This window comes from Streptomyces ziwulingensis (assembly GCF_039542605.1).
Lineage (GTDB): Bacteria > Actinomycetota > Actinomycetes > Streptomycetales > Streptomycetaceae > Streptomyces > Streptomyces ziwulingensis.
In genome coordinates this window covers 146,949-168,085 of the sequence record NZ_BAABIG010000017.1, presented here as the reverse complement: position 1 = coordinate 168,085, position 21,137 = coordinate 146,949, and the positions used below count along the sequence as shown (strand labels likewise).

20 protein-coding genes are annotated in these 21,137 nt (G+C 72.9%); 7 read left to right on the top strand and 13 right to left on the bottom strand.

The window, feature by feature from the left end; all coding sequences use genetic code 11:
• Positions 1–151: 151 nt before the first annotated feature.
• Positions 152–394 (bottom strand): DUF397 domain-containing protein, encoded by a 243-nt coding sequence (locus tag ABEB00_RS08385; RefSeq protein ID WP_345618402.1) that lies wholly within the window; start codon positions 392–394, stop codon positions 152–154.
• A gap of 234 nt (positions 395–628) precedes the next feature.
• Here ABEB00_RS08385 and ABEB00_RS08380 point away from each other — a divergent pair, with 234 nt between their 5' ends.
• Positions 629–2,413, top strand: a complete 1,785-nt coding sequence (locus ABEB00_RS08380) for a serine hydrolase domain-containing protein (protein ID WP_345618401.1) — start codon at positions 629–631, stop codon at positions 2,411–2,413.
• Positions 2,414–2,438: 25 nt separating this feature from the next.
• On the opposite strand, the gene ABEB00_RS08375 is transcribed toward ABEB00_RS08380, so the two are convergent.
• From ABEB00_RS08375 to ABEB00_RS08365, 3 genes are all read right to left on the bottom strand, one after another.
• Positions 2,439–4,013 carry a phytoene desaturase family protein gene (locus ABEB00_RS08375; RefSeq protein WP_345618400.1) on the bottom strand — a complete coding sequence of 525 codons (1,575 nt, stop codon included), beginning with the start codon at positions 4,011–4,013 and terminating at the stop codon, positions 2,439–2,441.
• A 63-nt stretch (positions 4,014–4,076) separates the two neighbouring features.
• A complete protein-coding gene (locus ABEB00_RS08370; RefSeq protein WP_345618399.1) occupies positions 4,077–5,012 on the bottom strand; it encodes an oxygenase MpaB family protein in 936 nt (311 codons plus the stop codon).
• A gap of 72 nt (positions 5,013–5,084) precedes the next feature.
• Positions 5,085–5,459: a four-helix bundle copper-binding protein gene (locus ABEB00_RS08365; RefSeq protein ID WP_345618397.1), complete on the bottom strand. Its 375-nt coding sequence runs from the start codon at positions 5,457–5,459 to the stop codon at positions 5,085–5,087.
• A gap of 186 nt (positions 5,460–5,645) precedes the next feature.
• Between ABEB00_RS08365 and ABEB00_RS08360 the strand changes: the two genes are divergently transcribed.
• Positions 5,646–6,002: a DUF6479 family protein gene (locus tag ABEB00_RS08360; protein ID WP_345618396.1), complete on the top strand. Its 357-nt coding sequence runs from the start codon at positions 5,646–5,648 to the stop codon at positions 6,000–6,002.
• Positions 6,003–6,289: 287 nt separating this feature from the next.
• Complete coding sequence (locus ABEB00_RS36050; protein ID WP_425586457.1) at positions 6,290–6,838, top strand: EF-hand domain-containing protein; 549 nt, start codon at positions 6,290–6,292, stop codon at positions 6,836–6,838.
• Between the two features lie 78 nt (positions 6,839–6,916).
• On the opposite strand, the gene ABEB00_RS08340 is transcribed toward ABEB00_RS36050, so the two are convergent.
• Positions 6,917–7,687, bottom strand: a complete 771-nt coding sequence (locus ABEB00_RS08340; protein ID WP_345618395.1) for an IclR family transcriptional regulator — start codon at positions 7,685–7,687, stop codon at positions 6,917–6,919.
• A 224-nt stretch (positions 7,688–7,911) separates the two neighbouring features.
• Between ABEB00_RS08340 and ABEB00_RS08335 the strand changes: the two genes are divergently transcribed.
• The 4 genes from ABEB00_RS08335 to ABEB00_RS08320 all read left to right on the top strand — a co-directional run bounded on the left by ABEB00_RS08335 (position 7,912) and on the right by ABEB00_RS08320 (position 12,863).
• Positions 7,912–8,913, top strand: coding sequence for a 4-hydroxy-3-methylbut-2-enyl diphosphate reductase (locus tag ABEB00_RS08335; RefSeq protein ID WP_345618394.1), 1,002 nt, complete (start codon positions 7,912–7,914; stop codon positions 8,911–8,913).
• Positions 8,914–8,933: 20 nt separating this feature from the next.
• A complete protein-coding gene (locus ABEB00_RS08330; RefSeq protein ID WP_345618392.1) occupies positions 8,934–10,748 on the top strand; it encodes a 1-deoxy-D-xylulose-5-phosphate synthase in 1,815 nt (604 codons plus the stop codon).
• Positions 10,745–11,896 (top strand): flavodoxin-dependent (E)-4-hydroxy-3-methylbut-2-enyl-diphosphate synthase, encoded by a 1,152-nt coding sequence (gene ispG, locus ABEB00_RS08325; protein WP_345618390.1) that lies wholly within the window; start codon positions 10,745–10,747, stop codon positions 11,894–11,896. Before ABEB00_RS08330 ends, ispG begins: the two co-directional genes overlap by 4 nt.
• A 310-nt stretch (positions 11,897–12,206) precedes the next feature.
• The gene (locus ABEB00_RS08320; protein ID WP_345618389.1) at positions 12,207–12,863 is read left to right on the top strand and encodes a helix-turn-helix transcriptional regulator; all 657 of its coding nucleotides are present in this window, start codon (positions 12,207–12,209) and stop codon (positions 12,861–12,863) included.
• Here the strand turns inward: ABEB00_RS08320 and ABEB00_RS08315 are convergent.
• The 8 genes from ABEB00_RS08315 to ABEB00_RS08280 form a co-directional block, all read right to left on the bottom strand.
• On the bottom strand, positions 12,856–13,629 hold the full coding sequence (locus ABEB00_RS08315; RefSeq protein ID WP_345618388.1) for a transmembrane-type terpene cyclase: 774 nt from the start codon (positions 13,627–13,629) through the stop codon (positions 12,856–12,858). The genes ABEB00_RS08320 and ABEB00_RS08315 overlap by 8 nt on opposite strands.
• Before the next feature lie 92 nt (positions 13,630–13,721).
• Positions 13,722–14,915, bottom strand: a complete 1,194-nt coding sequence (locus tag ABEB00_RS08310; protein WP_345618387.1) for an acyl-CoA dehydrogenase family protein — start codon at positions 14,913–14,915, stop codon at positions 13,722–13,724.
• A 2-nt stretch (positions 14,916–14,917) separates the two neighbouring features.
• On the bottom strand, positions 14,918–15,307 hold the full coding sequence (locus ABEB00_RS08305) for a limonene-1,2-epoxide hydrolase family protein (protein ID WP_345618385.1): 390 nt from the start codon (positions 15,305–15,307) through the stop codon (positions 14,918–14,920).
• Between the two features lie 2 nt (positions 15,308–15,309).
• Positions 15,310–17,100: an FAD-dependent monooxygenase gene (locus tag ABEB00_RS08300; protein WP_345618383.1), complete on the bottom strand. Its 1,791-nt coding sequence runs from the start codon at positions 17,098–17,100 to the stop codon at positions 15,310–15,312.
• A gap of 42 nt (positions 17,101–17,142) precedes the next feature.
• Positions 17,143–17,358: a ferredoxin gene (locus ABEB00_RS08295; protein ID WP_345618382.1), complete on the bottom strand. Its 216-nt coding sequence runs from the start codon at positions 17,356–17,358 to the stop codon at positions 17,143–17,145.
• A 23-nt stretch (positions 17,359–17,381) separates the two neighbouring features.
• A complete protein-coding gene (locus ABEB00_RS08290; RefSeq protein ID WP_345618381.1) occupies positions 17,382–18,578 on the bottom strand; it encodes a cytochrome P450 in 1,197 nt (398 codons plus the stop codon).
• Between the two features lie 35 nt (positions 18,579–18,613).
• Positions 18,614–20,068 carry an MFS transporter gene (locus tag ABEB00_RS08285; protein WP_345618380.1) on the bottom strand — a complete coding sequence of 485 codons (1,455 nt, stop codon included), beginning with the start codon at positions 20,066–20,068 and terminating at the stop codon, positions 18,614–18,616.
• The gene (locus ABEB00_RS08280) at positions 20,069–21,094 is read right to left on the bottom strand and encodes a polyprenyl synthetase family protein (protein ID WP_345618379.1); all 1,026 of its coding nucleotides are present in this window, start codon (positions 21,092–21,094) and stop codon (positions 20,069–20,071) included.
• Between the last annotated feature and the right edge of the window lie 43 nt (positions 21,095–21,137).

The window sequence follows — 21,137 nt, the reverse complement described above, 5'->3', positions numbered from 1 at the left end:
GTGGCCGCGGGCCCCGAACGGTGTACGGGCGGCCCCACCGCGACCGGGTCCGCCGCGTGCGGCAGGGCGGCCCGGGTGACCGGGCCCCCAGCACCCGGGCGGGTGCCGGCAGCCGCCGACGGCGACCGGAGGGCACCGGACGGGGCGGCGGTCAGGTGAGGTCGAACTCGCCTTCCCGCGCGCCCGACACGAACGCGCCCCACTCGTCGGGGGTGAAGATCAGGGAGGGGCTCTCCGGGCTGGCGCTGTTGCGCATGGCGATGAAGCCTTCGACGAAGGCGATCTGGACATCCCCCAGACCACGGCTGCTGGACTGCCAGTGCGCGGTGCTGAGGTCCAGCTCGGGCTTGTCCCAGCCCCTGAGCGGGCGCTGGTGGGTGGTGGTCTCTGCCACGTCCGTGCTCCTCCCGGTTCGTCGTCCGCGGGTCAGCCTATCGACCGGTCGGGAGCGCCAACAGGCCGCGCGGAAAGTCTTGTTCGGGTGGTCGGGTCCGGCCGGGACGCTTCCCGTCCGGCCCGTTCTGCGACAGTTCGCGAGCGGCTCGTGTCATGGCGCTGACACGCGCGTACGCCCGCTGTTACGCTCGGCCGCCCTTTCCCGGTGGCCCTGATCAGGGAGGCACTCGCGATGACGGAACGAAGGGCGCGGACGGCCGGCGGGCTCACCCGCCGGCAGGTGGGGGCGGGTGTCCTGGCGCTGGGCGGCGGCACGGCGCTCGGCCCGCTCGTGGCCGGGCCCGCCGCGGCCGGCCCGGACCGGAGCCGACGGCCGACGCTGCGGTACGGCTCCGCCGAGCGGGCCGGGCTGCTCCCCGAGCACCTGCGCGGGCTCGTCACCGACGCGGAGGCGTTCCTCGGCCCCTCCCCCACGCACCCCTGGTACGCGGGCGCGGTGCTGCTCGCCGGGCGCGGCGGCACGGTGGCGCTGCACGAGCCGATCGGGACGGCGGTGCGCTACCGGGCGTACGACGAGAAGACCGGCACCGGCGTCGAGTTCCCGGCCGCCGAGCAGCTCCCGATGACCAGGGACACGGTGTTCGACCTGGCGTCGGTGTCCAAGCTGTTCACGTCGATCCTGGCCGTGCAGCGGATCGAGCGGGGCGCGCTGGAGCCGGCGGCGCCGGTCGCCGCGTACCTGCCGGAGTTCGGCCGGGCCGGCAAGGAGAAGGTGACCGTCCGGCAGCTCCTGACCCACACCTCGGGTTTCCGGGCCTGGATCCCGTTGTACACGGAGCCCACGCGGGAGGACATGGTCCGGCGGGTGTTCGACGAAACCCTCGCCGATCCGCCCGGCACCGCCTACCGCTACTCCGACCTGAACCTGATCGCACTCCAGTCGGTCCTGGAACGGATCACCGGCCGGACCCTGGACGTCCTGCTGCGCGAGGACATCACCGGGCCGCTCGGGCTCTCCCGCACCCGCTACAACCCGCCCGCCTCCTGGAAACCGTCGATCGCGGCCACGGAGGACGCCCGGCCCCCGTGGTCGGGCCTGGACCGGGGGCTGGTGTGGGGCGAGGTGCACGACGAGAACGCCTTCGCGCTCGGCGGTGTGGCGGGGCACGCGGGGGTGTTCTCCCGCGCGTGGGACCTCGCGGTCCTGGGCCGCACGCTGCTGAACGGCGGTTCCTACGGCCGGGCGCGCATTCTGCGGCCGGAGTCGGTGGAGCTGATGTTCACCGACTTCAACACGGCCTTCCCCGGCGACGAGCACGGCCTCGGGTTCGAGCTGTACCAGCACTGGTACATGGGGGCGATGGCCACGCCCCGCACGGCCGGGCACACCGGCTTCACGGGCACCTCGCTGGTGCTGGACCTGACGACCGACTCGTTCCTGGTGGTGCTGGGCAACTCCGTGCACCCGGTGCGCGACTGGCGGTCCGGGTCGGCTCCCCGGGTGGCGGCCGGCGACCGGCTGGCCCGGGCCGTGCCGGTCCGCCCGGCGGGCCCGGGCCCCGCCTGGTTCTCCGGCACGGCGAGCGCCACGACGGCGACGCTCACCCTGCCCGCGCTGGACACCGCCGCGGGCGGCGGGCGGTTGCGCTGCGCGCTGTGGTGGGACACCGAGCCCCGCTCGGACGTCCTCGTGCTGGAGGCGAGCGAGGACGGCGGTGTCTCCTGGCGGCCGGTCCCGTTCACCACCTCGCGCCGGGGCGCGGCCGTACGGGAGCACCCGGACGGCTCGGCCACCGGCTGGTCCGGCCGCCGCTGGCACCGCCTCACGGCCCGCCTCCCGGCCGCCCGGAGCGTCACGGCGCGCTGGCGGTACACGACCGACCGGCTGTACGTCGGACGCGGAGTGTACGTCGACGCGCTGCGCGCCGAGTCGGCCGGCGGCGTCCTGTTCGACGAGGCCCGCCCCGCGGACGCGGCCCGCGTCGAGGCGGCGGGGTGGACGCGGTCGGCCGACTGAGCGGGCGCCGCGTCCCGTGAATGTCTCAGCGGCCGGCGTCGGTCGCCTCCAGTACGGCCATGGCCGCGTTGTGGCCCGGTACCCCGCTGACCCCTCCGCCGCGGACCGCGCCCGCCCCGCACAGCAGCACGTTGGGGTGCGCGGTCTCCACGCCCCAGCGGCCGGTGCCGTCCTGGGCGTGCGGCCAGGACAGCTCGCGGTGGAAGATGTGGCCGCCGGGCAGCGCGAGATCGCGTTCCAGGTCCAGCGGCGTCTTCGCCTCCAGGCACGGGCGTCCGTCGGCGTCGGTGGCCAGGCAGTCGGCGAGCGGCTCGGCCAGGTGGGCGTCGAGCTGGGCCAGGGTCGCCTTGAGCAGCTCCTCGCGCACGGTGTCGTGGTCGTGGGCGAAGAGGCGGGCGGGGGTGTGCAGGCCGAACAGGGTGAGGGTGTGGTGGCCGCGTCCGGCGAGCGCGGGGCCGAGCGGGGAGGGGTCGGTGAGCGAGTGGCAGTAGACCTCCGAGGGCGGGGCGGCGGGTGCCCGGCCGGCCGCCGCGCTCGCGTGGGCCGCGGCCAACTGCTCGTAGCCCTCCGCGATGTGGAAGGTGCCGGCGAACGCCTCCCTCGGGTCGGCTTCCGGGTCGCGCAGCGCCGGCAGCCGTGTCAGCAGCATGTTCACCTTGAGCTGGGCGCCTTCGGCGGGCGGGGGCGGCGGGGCGCCCAGCAGTGCGGCCAGGGCGTGCGGGGAGGCGCCGACCAGGACGTGACGCGCGGCGACGGCGCCCTCGCCGTCGGCCGTGCGGTAGGCGACCTCGGCGGACCGCCCGTCGGTGTCGACGCGCACGGCCTCGTGCCCGGTGGCGAGCACGGCGCCCGCCGCCCGGGCGGCGGCGGCCAGCGCGTCGGTGAGGGCTCCCATGCCGCCGACCGGCACGTCCCAGGCGCCGGTGCCGCCGCCGATGACGTGGTAGAGGAAGCAGCGGTTCTGGACGAGGGAGGTGTCGTGGGCGTCGGCGAAGGTGCCGATCAGGGCGTCGGTGAGGACCACTCCGCGCACCAGGTCGTCCGCGAACCGCTCCTCGATCGCGGCCCCGATCGGCTCCTCGAACAGGGCCCGCCACGCCTCCTCGTCGCCGATGCGGCGGCGCAGCTCGGCGCGGGTGGGCAGGGGTTCGGTGAGGGTGGGGAAGACCTGCCGGGCGAGGCGTCCGGTCATGCCGTAGAAGCGCTGCCAGGCCGCGTACTCGCGCGGGGAGCCGGTGACCGTTGCGAACGACTCCCGGGTCCGCCGCTCCCCGCCGCCGACGAGGAGCCCGGTGGGGCGGCCGTCCCGTTCCGCGGGGGTGTACGAGGAGACGGTACGGGTGCGGACCCGGAAGTCGAGGCCCAGATCCCGGACGATCTTCGCGGGCAGGAGGCTGACCAGGTAGGAGTAGCGCGACAGCCGGGCGTCGACGCCCGTGAAGGGACGCGTGGAGACGGCCGCGCCCCCGGTGTGTCCGAGCCGCTCCAGGACCAGCACCGAGCGTCCGGCGCGGGCCAGGTAGGCGGCGGCGACCAGGCCGTTGTGGCCGCCGCCGACGACGACGGCGTCGTAGGCGCGGGCCGGCGGGGCGAGAGGCATGGCTCTTGGTAGCACGCGGAGGTGCGCCCCGCCAGGGGCGGCCCGTTCGGTGTGCGGGGCCTGTCAGCCGAGCCTGTGCGGTGCCGGGCGGGTGTCCGGGCCCAGCCGGGCCATGGCGCGGACGATGTGCCGGGGCGGCAGCTTCCAGCGCCAGCCGGCGGGGACCGCGCGCAGCACGTTGCCGGTGAGACGCAGGTTGCGGGTGACGGTTCCCGGGTCGGGGGCGGGCCTGCCGTACAGGTCGTGGGCGTACGGCGGCAGGGAGCCGTACGCCAGGTCCGCGACCTGCCGCCACAGCAGGCGGCGGGCCGGGGTGAGCAGCGGGTGGACCGGCGGGCGGCGCAGGAAGTCGTCCACCTCCCGTGCCTCCGGTCCGCCGGCCAGCTCGGGCCGTACGCCCTCGAAGTAGACGGCCAGTGCCGCCCGGTCGGCCGGGACGGATCGCGGGTCGAGGCCGACCAGGCGGGCGCTGTGCCGGTGTTCGGCGAGGTAGCGGTCGGCGTGCGGGTCGGTCAGCGGGAAGCCGGAGCGGCGCAGGACGTGCAGGTAGGAGCCGACCTCGGCGCAGTGCACCCACAGCAGCAGGGCGGGCTCGTCGACGCGGTAGCGCTCTCCCGTCTCCGGGTCGGTCGCCCCGAGCAGGCGGTGGATCTTGCGGACGCGGGCGCCGGCCCGTTCGGCGTCGTCGGTGGTGCCGTACGTCGTCGTGCCGACGAAGTCGGCGGTGCGCAGCAGCCGCCCCCACGCGTCGCGCCGGAAGTCGCTGTTCTGCAGGACGCCGCGTACGGCCCGGGGGTGCAGGGCCTGGAGGTAGAGGGCGCGGATACCGGCGATCCACATCATCGGGTCGCCGTGCGCCTGCCAGGTCACGGACCGGGGGCCGAACAGCCCCGGGTCACCCGCTGCCGCGGGTCCGGCCGTCCGGCGCGCCGTGTCACCCGCGCGGTCGGTGTTCCCGCCGGTGATCGTGCCCGTCTCGGGCGGGGGAAAGGCAGTCATGGCGGGAGGCTAGCGCCGGGTCCGCCGCGAGCCCAGGGGCGGTGGCCTCGATCGGCCGGGGGCGGGCGGGGGTCAGCGCAGGGTGGCGAGGAACTCTCCGCAGGCGCGGGCGCACGCCCGGCACGTCTCGGCGCTGTCCTCGGCGCCCGGTTGCTGGTCGAAGATGTGCGCGCTCTCCAGGCAGACCTGGCGGCACCACTCCAACTGGGTGCGTATCACGCCCTCGTCCACCTGGTTCTGCTCGGACAGCACCCGGCAGGTGGCGTCGCAGACCTCCGCGCACATGATCCCCTTGCGCCGCACGAGTTCCTGGTTCTCGGTCCCGTCCGGGTCCACGAGGCTCGCCCGCAGCGCGCACGCCCTGGCGCAGTCGGTACACGCCTGTGCGCAAGCGAAGCGGTCCTCGAGGAACTGGAACAGCTCCTGCTGTGAAGTCGTGGTAGTCACCTCGCGCGGGTTGCCACTGCCGTACGCGCCAAACCCGGACGGCCCGGTGTTCCCAAGGCATCCGGCCGGGTTCCGGGTCCGCCGCCGGGCACCCGGCCGGCCCGGGGCGGGGCGGACCGTTCGCGGACGCGATCCATCCGGTCGGGTAGAGGGGTTGACAACCGGCTTCGGGGGTACCTGCGTGCCATGACGAACGCATGGATGGACATGGCCGCGAGCGGCGGAGCCATGAGCCTCGGGCTGGTCGTCGCGGCTTTCGTGGTCGTGGCGCTGCTGATCGGTGCCTTCGCGGTCGGCATCCGCGTCAAGCGCCGGGAGTCGCCGCCGCCGCGTCCCGAGGAGCAGCCGCACCTTCCCGAGGGGGGTCCGGTCGGCGAGATCCAGGAGAACCGGACGCCGCAGGAGATGCCCCGGAGCGAGGAGCGGCTGCTGCCGCACGAGCTGGGACAGCAGGGCAGCCGCTCCGCGCCGGACCAGGAGCGGCCCCGCTGGGACGAGGGCAGCAGCGGCTCGTTCGGCGGGGGCGGCGGCGGCCGCCACTGACCCGCGTCGACACGACGCCTCCACCAGAGACCGACCGGCCCGAGAAGAGGGGCCCGCGCCCAGGCGCGGGCCCCTCTTCTCGCGTACTCCCCCACACCGGCGCCGCCGATCCGACCGGCGAGCAGTCGGCAGGGGAACAGGAAATCGACGCTTCACCCATTGGGATGAGGTCGGCGAGTGCGCGGGGTGCGCGCGGGGCGCGGTGCCGATGCTGAAGGGCAGGGATGTTCGGTTGACCCGGTGTAGGGGCGGGGGCCTACCGCCGGTGTCGGTGATGGGGAGGGCAAGTGTCGGACGACGAGGTCCGGATGCGGCTGGAGCGGCATTTCGACGGCCTGGATCGCAATCGCAGCGGTTACATGGAATGGGAGGACTGGAGACTGTACGTCAACAGGGTGACGGGCCGGTTCCCGCGGGCCGGAGCCGACCGCAACGACCACCTCTCCCTGCACGCGCGCAGGGCCTGGGAGTGGATCCGCGACCAGGCGGACGCGGACGGCGACGGCCGGGTGTCCCGCGAGGAGTTCGTGGCCGCGTTCGGCCGGCTGTCCGACGGTGACACCGCCGCAAGGCTGTGGTCGACCCTCATCGATCCGGCGTCCCACGCCGTCTGGGCCGTGGTGGACCAGGACGGCGACGGCCGGATCGACGAGCGGGAGTTCGCCGACTACCTCGAACTGGTGGTGGACCTGTCCGACATGGACGTCGCGGCCGCCTTCCGCCGGGGCGACCAGGACGGGGACGGCTACCTCAACCGGGCGGAGTGGCGCGGCCTGATGAGGGACTACTACATGGCATCCGCCGGGGAGGACACGTCGACGACCGGGCCGACGTGACCTGAGACGGACGGTTCCGGCCCCTCCTCCGGGACCCGTCCCGGCGCTCCCGGCCCGACCGGCGGCCCCGGCACCGCCTCACACGGCGACGAGATCCTGTTCGATCGCGTCCACCGTGTCCAGCAGGACCCGCGCGACGCTGCGCAGATCCCGGTTCATGACCGTGTCGCCCACCACGATCGCGGCCATCGGGCCGGCCCGGCCCAGGCGGACCGGGGCGGCCAGTTCGACCAGTTCGGGAATGTGCTCGCTTCTCGCGTAGGACAGGCCGGTCCGCCGGATCCGTTCGAACTCGCGGCGCATCGCGTCCGCTCTGGCCGACACCACGCGCGAGCCGGGCACCGTGGTGGCGACCAGGTCGGCCGGGTTCCGCCGGGCCATCGCGAGCAGCAGCCTGCCCGCCGCCGAGCGGTGTGCCGGCACCGGCTGCCGCAGCGCCATCGCCAGGCGGACGTGTTCCTGGCCGTAGAGCGTGCCGACGTGCTGGACCTTGGTGCCCGACAGCGTGCCGAGGCTGACGATCCTGTTGGTCAACTGGAACAGTTCGATCAGGAAGGGGGTGACCGGATAGTTGAGCCACTGCGCCGACGCGGGACCGCTGGTGGCCGCCAGCCGCAGCAGGTAGGTGCCGAGTTCGTAGGACTTCGACTCCTTCCGTACGGCGAGGCCGTTGTCGGTGAGCACCCGCATCAGGCGGTGCAGCGTGGACTTGGGGAGGTCCACCAGGCGGGACAGTTCCGACAGGGTCAGTGGCCGCGCCGCCTCGGCCAGGACCTCCAGGACGGCGAGCGTTTTGCGCAGCGGGCCTCCGGCGGCTCCGGGCGTCAGGGGATCTCGCTCGTCGTCCACGCGGAACTCCCGTCGCTGAGGCGCATCCAACTGATCCATGCCTACCGGCGCGCGCCCGGCGAACTCAAGATCGACCGGGCTTGTTGTCCCGTGGGGCCTCGGCATCAGGCCCTTTTGACAGCCGCGGTCCGCGGCCGGCGGCCCGGACGCTGTTTCCCCGGTCCGTTCCGGAAAGTGGAAACGGGCGTTGAGGGCGAGACCTCGTCGTCCCTAGTCTCCCTGGCGTGGCTAATGTGAGCTCGGATGAGTACGGGGACAGCGGCGTGACCCGCCGCGTCCTGCTGGCTGGTCCTCGATCCTTCTGCGCGGGTGTCGAGCGGGCCATCGAGATCGTCGAGCGGGCGCTGGAATCGCGCGGCGCCCCTGTCTACGTCCGCAAGCAGATCGTGCACAACGTCACCGTCGTGGACGACCTCGCGGCGCGTGGCGCGGTGTTCGTCGGCGAACTGGACGAGGTGCCCGACCACTCGACGGTGGTGTTCTCCGCGCACGGGGTCTCGCCCGCGGTGCGCGAGGAGGCGGCCCGGCGCGGTCTCGACGTGATCGACGGAACCTGTCCCCTGGTCGCCAAGGTGCACGCCGAGGCGCGTCGTTTCGCCGCCCGGGGTGACACCGTCGTCCTGGTCGGACACGCGGGGCACGAGGAGGTCGAGGGCACCCTCGGTGAGGCACCTGAGTCCATGGTGCTGGTCCAGACGGCCGACGAGGTACGCGGACTGTCGGAGGCCGACGGACGGAACGTGTCGTACCTCACCCAGACCACGCTGGCCGTGGACGAGACCGCGGAGGTCGTCGGGGCGCTGAGAGAGAGATTCCCGCTGCTCCAGGAGCCGCCGTCGGACGACATCTGCTACGCCACCACCAACCGGCAGGCCGCGCTCAAGGCGATCGTCGCGGAGTCGGACCTCGTCCTGGTCGTCGGCTCGGAGAATTCCTCCAACTCGGTCCGCCTCGTCGAGATGGCGCGCCGCGAGGACACCCGAGCCGAGCTGATCGACCGGGCCGCCGACATTCGGCCGGAATGGCTCGAAGGGGTGCGCACGGTAGGGCTCACGGCCGGCGCCTCGGCCCCGCCCGCCCTGGTGACCGAGGTCGTGACCTGGTTGAACGCCCTCGGTCCGGTCAGCGTCGAAGAACGCGAGATCGCCCGCGAGAACATACATTTCGACCTTCCCTCGGCAGTGCGTGGCGACACGCGGCGGTCGGCGGACGGCCGTCCGAGCTGAGCGAGGAGAGACGGAGAGACGTGTCATTCTCTGTGCTCGGCCGTATCACCGGCCCCGAGGACCTCAAGAGTCTGCGTCCGGAACACCTACCCACACTGGCCGATGAGATCAGGGAGTTCCTGGTCGAGAAGGTATGCGCGGCCGGCGGACATCTCGGCCCGAACCTCGGCGTGGTGGAACTGACCATCGCGCTGCACCGGGTGTTCGACTCACCCACGGACCGGCTGGTGTTCGACACCGGCCACCAGTCCTACGTCCACAAGATGCTCACCGGCCGGCAGGCCGGCTTCGACTCACTGCGCGTGGCCGGGGGCCTGTCCGGCTATCCGCTCCGCGAGGAGTCCGAGCACGATCTCGTGGAGAACTCGCACGCCTCCACGGCGCTGTCCTACGCGGACGGTCTGGCCAAGGCCCAGCGGCTGCTCGGTGAGGACCACCGGCGCGTGGTCGCGGTCATCGGGGACGGCGCGCTGACCGGCGGCATGGCCTGGGAAGCCCTGAACAACCTCGGCCGCGGCGCCGGCCCGGTGGTGGTCGTCCTCAACGACAACGGCCGCTCCTACGACCCCACGATCGGCGGGCTGGCCGAGCATCTGACCGCCCTGCGGGCCGGCACGCACCGAGGCCCCAACCTCTTCGAGACCGTCGGCTTGACCTATCTCGGTCCGGTGGACGGGCACGACATCGCCGCGGTCGAGCAGGCGTGCCGCCGGGCGACGGAACTGGACGGCCCGGTCGTGGTGCACTGCGTCACCGAGAAGGGCCGCGGTTACCCCCACGCCGAGAACGACGAGAACGACCGCATGCACGGCATCGGCGTCATCGATGCCGCCACCGGCCGGTCGCCGGGCGGCTCGGCGCCCTCGTGGACCGGCACGTTCGCCGGGGAGATGGAGCGGATCGGCGCGGCACGGCCCGACGTCGTGGCGCTGACCGCCGCGATGCTGCGGCCGGTCGGTCTGCACCGGTTCGCCCAGCGCTTCCCGGACCGGGTCTTCGACCTCGGCATCGCCGAGCAGCACGCGGTCACCAGCGCCGCGGGGCTCGCCATGGGCGGTCTGCACCCGGTGGTCTGCCTGTACGCCACGTTCCTCAACCGGGCCGTGGACCAGATCATGATGGACGTGGCCCTGCACGAACTGCCGGTGACCTTCGTCCTGGACCGTGCGGGCGTCACCGGCCCCGACGGCCCCAGCCACCACGGCATGTGGGATCTGGCCCTGCTCGGTACGGTGCCGGGCATGCGGGTCGCCTCGCCGCGCGACCCGGTCCAGCTCGCGGAACTGCTGGACGAGGCGCTGGACACGCGGAGCGGCCCCACGGCGCTGCGCTTCCCCAAGGGCGGTGCGGGCGTGGAGATTCCCGCGCTGAGCCGGATGGAGGGCGTGGACATCCTGCACCGCACCCGGTCCCGGCCGCTGGACGTCCTGCTCGTCAGCGCCGGGGTGCTCGCCGGCACCGCGCTGCGCGCGGCGGAGCTGCTCGCCGACGAGGGCGTCGGGGTCACGGTGGTCGACCCGCGCTGGGTGCTGCCGGTCAATCCCGTCCTGGTCCATCTGGCCGCCCGGCACCGGCTGACGCTGTCCGTCGAGGACGGGGTGCGCACCGGAGGGGTGGGCGCGGCCCTCGCCCAGGCCTGCGCCGACGCCCGGGTGCCTGCCCCGGTGCACGCCCTGGGGCTGCCCCGCGAGTTCCTCGGCCACGGCGAACGACCGGACATCCTCGCCGAACACGGTCTCACCCCGCGGTCCGTCGCCGACACCGCGCTCGCCCTGCACCACGCCGCGGCGACATCCCACACACCCGCACCTCGTCGGGAGAGGACACCACGGTGACCCAGGTAGCGCTCGGTATGCCCGCTTCGCCGCCGCCCACGCTCGCCGACCGGCGCAGAACCCGCCAGTTGCGGGTCGGGCCGGTCGGGGTGGGCAGCGACCACCCCGTCTCGGTGCAGTCGATGACCACGACCCTCACGGCCGACGTCAACGCCACCTTGCAGCAGATCGCCGAACTCACCGCCGCCGGCTGCGACATCGTCCGCGTCGCCTGCCCGAGCGCGGACGACGCCGAGGCGCTGCCCGCGATCGCCCGGAAGTCGAAGATCCCGGTCATCGCCGACATCCACTTCCAGCCCAAGTACGTGTTCGCGGCCATCGAGGCCGGCTGCGCCGCGGTGCGGGTCAATCCCGGCAACATCAAGAAGTTCGACGACAAGGTGGGCGAGATCGCCCGCGCGGCCAAGGACCACGGCACCCCGATCCGGATCGGGGTGAACGCCGGGTCGCTGGACGCGCGTCTGATGCGCAAGTACGGCAAGGCCACCCCGGAGGCACTGGCCGAGTCCGCGCTGTGGGAGGCGTCGCTCTTCGCGGAGCACGACTTCCACGATCTGAAGATCTCGGTCAAGCACAACGACCCCGTGGTCATGATCCGCGCCTACGAGATCCTGGCCGAGAGGTGCGACTACCCGCTGCACCTGGGCGTCACCGAGGCCGGACCGGCCTTCCAGGGCACCGTCAAGTCCGCCGTGGCCTTCGGGGCGCTGCTGCGCCAGGGCATCGGTGACACCATCCGGGTCTCCCTGTCGGCGCCGCCGGTGGAGGAGGTCAAGGTCGGTACCCAGATCCTCCAGTCGCTCAACCTGCGGCCCCGGAAGCTGGAGATCGTCTCCTGCCCCTCGTGCGGCCGGGCGCAGGTGGACGTCTACAAGCTCGCCGAGGAGGTCACCGCCGGCCTGGAGGGCATGGAGGTGCCCCTGCGGGTCGCCGTGATGGGGTGTGTGGTCAACGGTCCCGGCGAGGCGCGCGAGGCCGACCTCGGCGTGGCGTCCGGCAACGGCAAGGGCCAGATCTTCGTCAGGGGCGAGGTCGTCAAGACCGTTCCCGAGCACCGCATCGTGGAGACCCTGATCGAGGAGGCCATGAACCTGGCCGAGACGATGGAACGGGACGCCACGGGCTCCGTCACGGTCGTCACCGGCTGAATGAGGGATTCCCCCTGGAGGAACGGAAACAGGTAGCTCACCCGACTCCCCGAAGTGGACCACAGTAAGGTCATTCACGTCGCCTTTCCGACTGACAATGACCATATCGGGCCACATTCGGGGAGTTTTGACGTGATCACGGTGTATGGATCCACGCTGAGCGCACCCCGGACGCCGACTTCGCGACGGGGAACGGAGATTCGGCAGCGACGGAGCTGTCGCCGGCGCACCTCCCCCGGCGGCCCGCGCGCCCGGCCCGGTGGCCGAGCGACCCCCACCTCGTCATCCATTCCGGTCCTGGAGGCTTGCCATGATCGCCCACACCAGAACTGCCGAAACCGCGATACGTCCGGTGAGGACACTGGTCCGGGCGCCGGATCCGCTGACGCATTCGGCGGTCAGCGGTCAGCTCGGCGCCGTGCCGAACATAGAAGTCGTCACGGCGGACCACCCCGGTCCGGCGGACGTGGCGGTGGTCGTCACCGAGCGCATGACGGTGGAAGTGACCTCGCTGCTGCGCAGGTTCAAGAACTCGCTGCGGGTACCCGTGGTGCTCATCCCCTCGGAGATCGACCGCGCGGACCTGCTGACCGCGGTGGAGTGCAACGTGGTCGCGGTACTGCCGCGGGTCGCCGCCACCAGCAGCCGCATCGAGGAGGCGGTGCTGACCGCCGCGGCCGGCGGCGGCGTGCTCCCCGCGAAGCTGCTGGGTGAACTGCTGCGCCAGTTCGAGCGGATGCAGCGCGAGGTCCTCTCACCGCACGGCCTGCACACCTCCGGGCTGACCCCCCGGGAGATCGATGTGCTGCGGCTGATGTCGGAGGGCCTGGACACCGCCGAGATAGCCGTCCGCATGTGCCTGTCGGAACGGGCGGTCAAACGGGTCGTGTTCGGGGTCACCCAGCGCCTGAACCTCCGCAACCGGCCGCACGCGGTGGCCTACGCCTTACGCAGTGGCGTCATCTGACCGGGGGGCCGACACCCGCGTGCGACGCCGGCCCGGTCCCCGAACCCGCGGCGGAGGACTCTGCCGGCGCCCCGGTGCCGGCCGGCGGCGCGCGGAAGGCCCATGGCGGCCGTCCCTCCCGGCGCATCGCCCGGTGCAGCAGCACCACGTAGGCGAGGTCCAGAGCCACGTAGGTCGGCACCAGCACGTGCAGCAGGTGGTGGGAGGGATAGACGACGAAGGCGGTCAGTCCGGCGAAGAGGGACCCGACGGTCTTCGCGACGGCGATGTACATCGACTGTCCCGTACTGGACCCGCGCCGCCTGAGCAGGTAGATGAACGAGGCGCTCAGCGGGACCTGGATGATCATCCCGGTGTACATGCCGTCACGGTCGTGGAACTCGTTCGCGCCGACCATGACCACCACCGACGCCCACACCAGCACACCGGCGAGCGACCACCGGAAGACCTTCGCCGACAGAGCGGGGTGATCGCGCGGCCCGTAGCGCATCGCCTGGTACAGCAGGACCACGTTGAAGACGACCCAGAGGAAGTTGATCTGCCGCTGGGTCGGTGTCTGTTCCAGCAGGAAGGTCAGGCTGAACTCCCAGGCGATGTTGACCGCCACCAGGTAGGCGGGTATCCCCACCCGCCGGTCCCGGGACGCCTGCCTGATCGCCAGGACGTACGTCACCATCCAGGCCACCGCGGTCGGCCCGGCGACCGCCGCGAAGAGTCCGTCCGGAACGTCGGCCGCCCCCACCGTGACCGGTGGGACGTCCGACATCGGGAAAAGGAAGGGGGGCAGCCAGACCATGGAGATTCCTCGTGGGTCGGGGCGGAACGGACAGGGCGGGACGGACGGGGCGGGACGACGGGTCAGAGGCTGGGCACGATGGGCTCCAGGCCGAAGAACGACCCGCCGTACAGTTCGTGACCGACGTGGACGTTGAGCATCGCGTGGCGGGCCGCGGTGTTGGCGTCCCGCCAGTACCGCTGCAACGGGTTGGACTCGGCGAAGGACGCCGCGCCGTGCGCCCACAGCAACTCGTCGAGCGCGGTGGTCACCAGGCCGACCGCCTGTCCGACATCGCCCCGGATGCGCAGGAGTTCGGCGTCCGGCAGCGAGACGGCTGCCTGGGCGGCCTCGTCGAGCGCGGTCGCGGCCCGGTTCACATGCAGTTCGGCGGCGTCGATGGACAGGGCCGTCCTGCCGAGCGAGGACACGAAGGTCCGGGAATCCGGCTGGCGGGTGTACTTGGTGGGCGCGATGCCCCGGTGCGGAGCCTTCTCCACGACGAAGGCGCGGGCCGCCTGGCCGGCGCCGAGCACCACGGAGGCGCAGACCACCGCCATGGCCGCGATCGCCGCCGTGCGGAACAGCGGCGGCAGGCCGGTGTCGGTGGCGTTCTCCCGTCCGCGCTGCACCTCGGCGGGGATCACCCGGTGCCCGGGGACGAAGGCGTCCCGGAGCGTGACGGTGTGGCTGCCGGTGGCCCGCATGCCGACGGTGTGCCAGGTGTCCTCGACCGTCAGGTCCGCGACGGGCACCAGCACGGAGAGCCCGCCGACCGGCTCCCCGTCGGCGCCCAGTTCCCGGGCGACCAGGATCGCCCAGTCGTCGTGCAGGATGCCGGTGCCGTACGGCCAGGTGCCCGAGAGCAGATAACCGCCCTCGGTACGTACCGCGGTACCCGAGGCCGCGAAGATCGACGCCAGTTTGACGCCGGGGTCGTCCCCGAACACCTCGTCCCGCGCCGCCTGCGAGAACTTCGCGGCGAGCAGGTTGGAGCCGTTGATGTTGTTGACCACCCACGAGGTGGACGGACAGTAGTGGGAGAGGGCCTTGGCGACCTCGCTCATGGTGCGGACGTCGGCCTCCAGACCGCCGTAGGCTCTCGCGGTCCAGATCATGCCCAGTTGCGACTGGTCGACGGCCCGGACCGTGGCGTCGGGCAGCCGCCGCTCCCGCTCCCCCTCGGCGACACCGTCCGCGAAGACCGGCCCGAACTTGTGGACCCGGTCCACCAGTTCGGTCCGCAGGTCCGTCAGGTCCGTTCGGCTGTTCGTCATGGTCACCATTCCGGACTCTCGGTGATGAGGTGGGTGAAGTCGAAGTAGTCCCGCCAGGCGCTGATCCGGCCGGCCCGCAGTTCGAAGGCCCCCATCACCTTCAGGTTCAGGGCGATGGGGGTGCCGTCGACGCGGAGCATGTTCTCCATCCGCTCGGCCAGGACGACGTCCCCGGCCGTGGCCAGGTGCCGGAACCTCACCTCCAGCCGCGCGAAGTCGGGCGGCATCAGCCGCAGGATCTCCGCCTTGCCCCGGCACACCGGGGAGCCGGGGTTCTCCCACACGCAGTCGTCGGTCAGGTAGCCGTCCACGGCCGCGCGGACATCGGCCGGAGCCGGCCCCATCGCGGTCAGGAAGTCGTGGACGAGACGCTCGGCGTCGGTGGCAGGCATGGTCAGCTCCCGCTGTTCGTCGCGCCGGACCGGCCGAGGACCTGGTCGAACACCGCGCCGAGTTCCTGGTCGGGCCGCCGGCTGCCGCGGACACTGCGCCAGGCGACGTGCTGGTCCGGCCGCACCAGCACGGCACCGTCGTCCTCGATGCCCCGCACCGCGGCCCAGGCGCCCTCGGTGTCCCGGTGGCCCACCGCGTCGGGCTCGGCGCCGATGGGCACCACGGTGAGCGCCACCCCGTGGCTGTCCGCGACCTTCTTGGCGGCGGCCGCCCAGCCCTCGCCCAGCGGCCCGGTGAGCAGCGTGAAGCCGCCGTCGCCACCGACCAGGTCGTGGGTGGAGTCCCGGGTGTCGCCGTGCCGCAGCCAGACGTGCGGGAGCCGGTGCCCCGGCCGGGTCGTCGGACGGTAGACCGCGCCCATCGGGTCCCTGGGCGGCGGCGGGGTGCCGTCCGGGAGCACCGCGCCGGCCTCGTAGTGGTGACCCAGTTCGATGTCGTGCGCCTGGTACTCGATGCGCTGAGTGCCGAACACCTCCCGCACCACCGACCGCCGGGTCTCGCCCATCGGGGTGTCGGCCAGCAGTTCGCGGATGGCGGCCTCGGTGGCGGCCGGCTTGCCGTGCGCCATCCCGAGGGCCGCGAACAGGGTGCCGTAGTTGAGCAGGCAGCCCATCGCCCAGCCCACGTTCCGGCGGGCGACGGGCAGCCGCTCCGCCTCGTAGGAGTCGAGCAGCGCGTCGCCGGCCCGGCCGTCGAGCACGGCCCCGAGTTTCCAGGCGAGGTTGTGCACGTCCTGGATCGCCGTGTTGAGGCCGCCGCCGGCGGCGGGTGGCTGCCGGTGCGCGGCGTCACCGGCGAGGAAGACCCGGCCGGACCTGAGCGAGCGGGCCACGACGGCCTCCGGCCGGTACTCGCTCACATGGTGGATCCGTACCCCGAGGTCCGCCGGCAGTTTCAGCAGGGCCCGCACCCGGCCCGTGATCGCCTCCGCGTCGAGGTCACCCGCGACCGTGCCGGGCGGGACCCGGAAGTGCAGTGCCCATTCCTCGGACGCCGCGCCCCAGCCCGGCCCGGACGCGACGAGCACCGACACCTCGCCGTCCAGGCCGAAGACGTGGGTCATCAGCACCGAGTCGCTCCACCAGCGGGAGAGGTCCGCGCTGAAGTGGACCGAGATGATGGTGAACCCGCCGCCGGCGCCGTCCATCGGGATGCCGAGCGAAGCGCCGACGCTCCGGCCGCCGTCGGCGCCCAGCAGGTACCGGGCCCGGACGGTGCCCACCTCACCGGTGACCCGGTCGGTCACCCGCGCCCGGACCCCGTCCCCGTCCTGGGTGAACTCCTCCATCTGATGGTGGAACAGCAGGCTGGACGGGGCCCGTCGCTCCGCGTGCCCGCGCAGCAGCGGTTCGAGCCGGTGCTGCGGGAGGTTGGTCGAGGGTCCCGTGCTGTCGGCGGCGTAGGGTCCGGCGGTGCCACCGCCGCCGAAGGCGTCCATCCGGTGCAGTTCCCGCCCGTCCGCGGGGCCGTCACCGCCCAGGGAGGTGCGCCAGACCACCTCGCTCATGTTCGCAAGCGGGCAACTGATCCGGTAGACGTCGTCGGCGACGCCGTGCTGCCGGAAGATCTCCATGGTGCGCTGGTTCAGGTAGTGCGCCCTGGGCAGCACCGACGTGGACTCGCGGCGCTCCACCACCAGGTGGCGCACCCCCACGTCGGACAGGAAGACCGACGCGGCGAGTCCACAGCCACCACCGCCGACCACGAGAACGGGCACTTCTGCGTCAAACATCGCTCTTCCCTCGAACTGCGGACGAATTACTGGCCGAGTGGGTCACTCGTCGTGGGCCGACGTGTTCTCGTGCAGGACGATGACCGCGGCCGGGCACCGCGAGGCCGCCTCCCGCACCTGCGCGTGCTCGTGTGCCGGCGGCATCGCGTCGAGCAGCGTCACACGGCCGTCGACGTCGTTCTGGTCGAAGACGGCCGGCGCGTACAGCGCGCAGTTCCCGACGGCCCGGCATCTGCTGTCGTCGACCTCGACCTTCATGGTCGTCTCCCTCCCGCCGCGGCTCACCAGGTGACCGGCAGCGCGTTCACACCGAAGACCAGCGCGTTGGTGCGGTACTCCAGCTCGTCGTGCGGGACCGCCGAGCGCAGCGTGGGGAACCGGGTGAGCAGGGCGGGCACGGCGACCCTCAGCTCCATGCGCGCCAGTTGCTGGCCCAGGCACTGGTGCGGGCCGAAGCCGAAGGTGAGGTGGCGCTGCGGGGGCCGGCGCACGTCCAGGCTGTCGAGGTCCTTGAAGTCCCCGGCGTCCCCGGCGGTCCCGTCGGTCGCGCCGGGGTCCCGGTTGGCGGCCAGCACGGACGCCACGACGTGCTCGCCCTCCTTGATCTCCTGGTCGCGCACGCAGATGGTCCCGGCCGCCTGCCGCGGCAGGATGGTGGCCGGGGCGGTGTACCGCAGCAGCTCCTCGACGGCGCTGTCGGTCACGGAGGGGTCGTCGCGCACCGCCGCGAGCTGCTCGGGGTGCTGGAGCAGCAGCGCGACGCTCGCCGACAGGGTGTTGGCGATCGTCTCGTGCCCGGCGATGAGCAGCATGTTGCCGATACCGGCCAGTTCCTCGTCACTCAACTGGTCGCCGAAGTCGCGCACCACGCGGCCCAGTACGTTGTCGCCCGGGTTCTCCCGGTGCTGCGCCACGAGTCCGGCCATGTAGGCCATCATCTCGGCTGCCTTCTCCATCTGGACCTCACGGCTCTGGCCGAAGTCCAGTGCGAGAGCGGTACGGCGCTGGAACCCCTCGCGGTCGCTGTAGGGCACCCCCAGCAGTTCGCAGATGACGAGCGTCGGGATCGGGGTGCTGAAAACCTGCACCAGGTCCGCGCCCGGACCGGCCTCCTCCAGCGCGTCCAGCGCGGAACCGACCACGGTCTCGATGCTCGGCCGCAGTTCGCGCGCCCGCTTGGTGGTGAACGACGCGGTCAGCATGCGCCGCAGCCGGGTGTGTTCGGGGCCGTCGTAGCTCAGCAGGTTGCCCGGCTGGTACGGCATGGAGCCGCCCATGCGCAGCCGGTCGTCCGCGAGCACGTTCTTGACGTCCTCGTACCGGGTGACGACCACCGCGTCGAACTCGCCCAGCATCGGGCTGGGCACCTTGACGCGGCTCAGCTCGTCGTCCTTCTGGGCGTCGTACAGCTCGGCGACGGGGGCGAACGGGCACCGGGCGGCCCGCTGGCCGATGGGGATGGTGAGGGGCTCGGTCACGGAGACGGCCTTTCTGGTGGTGGGGAGGTGGACATTCAGGGATGGGAACGCGGCGCCGTGCCCGGCCGGCCGGGGATCGCGGCGCCGGTCGCCAGGGCGAACGCCGCGCCGGCCATGCCGACCACCGCGACGAGCACGAACGCGTCGTGCGACGGGACGGACGTCGTGCCGGGCGACCGGCTCAGCCCGGCGAACACCGCCCCGACCACGGCGCCGGACAGTGCGGTGCCGAGGGACCGCATGAGTGTGTTGAACCCGTTGGCGACCCCGGTCTCGGCGGGCGGGACGGCCGCCATGATCAGCGCCGGGATCGCGCCGTAGGCGAAGCCGACGCCGCCCTGGGTCACCACGGTGCCGATCACCAGCATCGGCACCGAGTCCATCCGGGTCAGGCAGGCCGCGTACCCCAGGCCGATCAGCACGGTGCCCAGCAGCAGCGAGAACTTCGGGCCGCGCGCCGCGGACAGCCGGGCACCCACCGCGGAGGCGCCCATCATCGCCAGTCCGGCCGGCAGCATCAGCAGACCGGCCTGGACCATGGAGCGGCCCAGTCCGTAGCCCGTGCGGGTGGGCAACTGCAGCAACTGGGGAACCATCAGGAGCTGGGCGTACAGGGCGAAGCCGACCACGACGGAGGTGATGTTCACCAGCAGCACCGGCCGCCGCGCCGTGGTGCGGAGGTCGATCAGCGGAGCGGTCACCCGGCGTTCCCAGCCGCCCCACAGCACCAGTACCACCACGGAGGCCGCCGCCAGGCCCACGGTGGGAGCGCTGAGCCAGCCCCACTCGCCTCCGTAGGAGATCGCCACCAGCAGCGCGGTGAGGCCGGTGGTCAGGCCGGCCGTGCCGACGCCGTCGAAGCGCCCGGTGGCCCGGGCCGGAGGCGCCGGGACCAGCCGGACCACCAGCACACCGATCAGCGCCGTCAGCGCGCCGGTCGCCCAGAAGAGCAGGTGCCAGTCGGCCGCCTGGGCCACCACCGCGGCCAGCGGCAGCCCCGCCGCGGCGCCGGCCCCGAGGACGGAGGAGGTGAGGGCGATCGCCGAGCCGAGCCGCCGCTCGGACAGCACGTCGCGCAGCAGGCTGATACCGAGTGGTACGAGCCCCGTACCGACGCCCTGGAGGGCGCGCCCGACGACCATCGGGGCCAGGGAGTCGGCCACCGCGCACAGCAGCGAGCCCAGCGTGAGAGCGCCGAGCACGCTCAGCATCAGCCGCCGCTTGCCGTAGAGATCGCCCAGCCGGCCGACGACGGGACTGGTCACGGCGCCGCCCAGCAGCGTCGCCGTGACGACCCACGAGGTGCCCGCCGCACCGGTGTGCAGCAGTTCGGGCAGCTCCCCCAGCAGCGGCACCACCATGGTCTGTGCCATCGCGGCGACCCCCGCGGCCAGGGCGACCACCGCGACGGCCCGGCGTTCGGCGGCGGGGGTGAGCGGCCGCACCCCCGCACGGGCGGCGTCCGACAGGCCGGCGCGTGGCTCCCGCATCTACAACCGCCTGCCCACGACGAAGCCGGCGACCTCCTGGAACTCGCCGCGCACGTCGTCCGGGATGTCGACGGCGGACAGGCACTCCTTCGCCGCGATGATCTGACGGTCCGCCTCGCCGCGCGCCCAGTCCCGTCCGCCCGCCCGTTCCACCAGTTCGGTGACGCGTCGGACGTCGGCTTCGGTCAACGGCTCCGGGCGCAGGTACAGGGCGTGCAGCTCGTCCGTCCCGGGTGCGTCGAGCGCCGCCACCACGGGCAGGGACTTCTTACGGACCCGCAGGTCGGCCCCCACCTGTTTGCCGGTCTGGTCCGGGTCGCCCCAGATGCCCAGCAGGTCGTCGACGAGCTGGAAGGCGAGCCCGACGTGTTCGCCGAAGGCACCGAGCCGCTCGACCAGGTGCCGTTCGGCGCCGAGCAGGTCGGCGCCGAGCGCGCAGGCGCTGCCGAGCAGGGCGCCGGTCTTGTCACCGGCCATCCGCACGCACTCGGCGAGGGTCACGTCCTCGCGTCGTTCGAACTCGGCGTCGGCGGCCTGGCCGTCGATCATCCGCTGGGTCGCGGTCATCAGCGCCAGGGTGGCGGAACGGGCGCCCGCGCACTCCGCGCTCATCAGTACCGACGTCGCCGCGGTGACCAGGGCGTCGCCGGCCAGGATGGCGCTCGGTACGCCGAAGACGGTCCAAGCGGTCGCCCGGCCCCGCCGGGTCTCGTCGCCGTCCATGATGTCGTCGTGCAGCAGCGAGAAGTTGTGCACCAGTTCCACGGCCACCGCGGCGGGCAGGCCGGCCGCGGCCTCGGCGCCGGCCGCCCGGGCCGACAGCAGCGCCAGGGTGGGCCGGACCATCTTGCCGCCCCAGGTGCCGGTGGGGCGGCCCTCGGCGTCCGCCCAGCCGAAGTGGTAGCGGGCGATACCGCTCATCTCCGGACCGAGGTGCAGGTCGACGGCGTCGCGCAGGGCGGGTTCGAGCAAGGTGCGGCCGGTGTCGAGAACGGCGGTCAGGCTTCGGATCGGCACCGTCGTCATGAGGACCACCGGCTGTCCGCACGGCGGAGGGGGAACCGGGGCC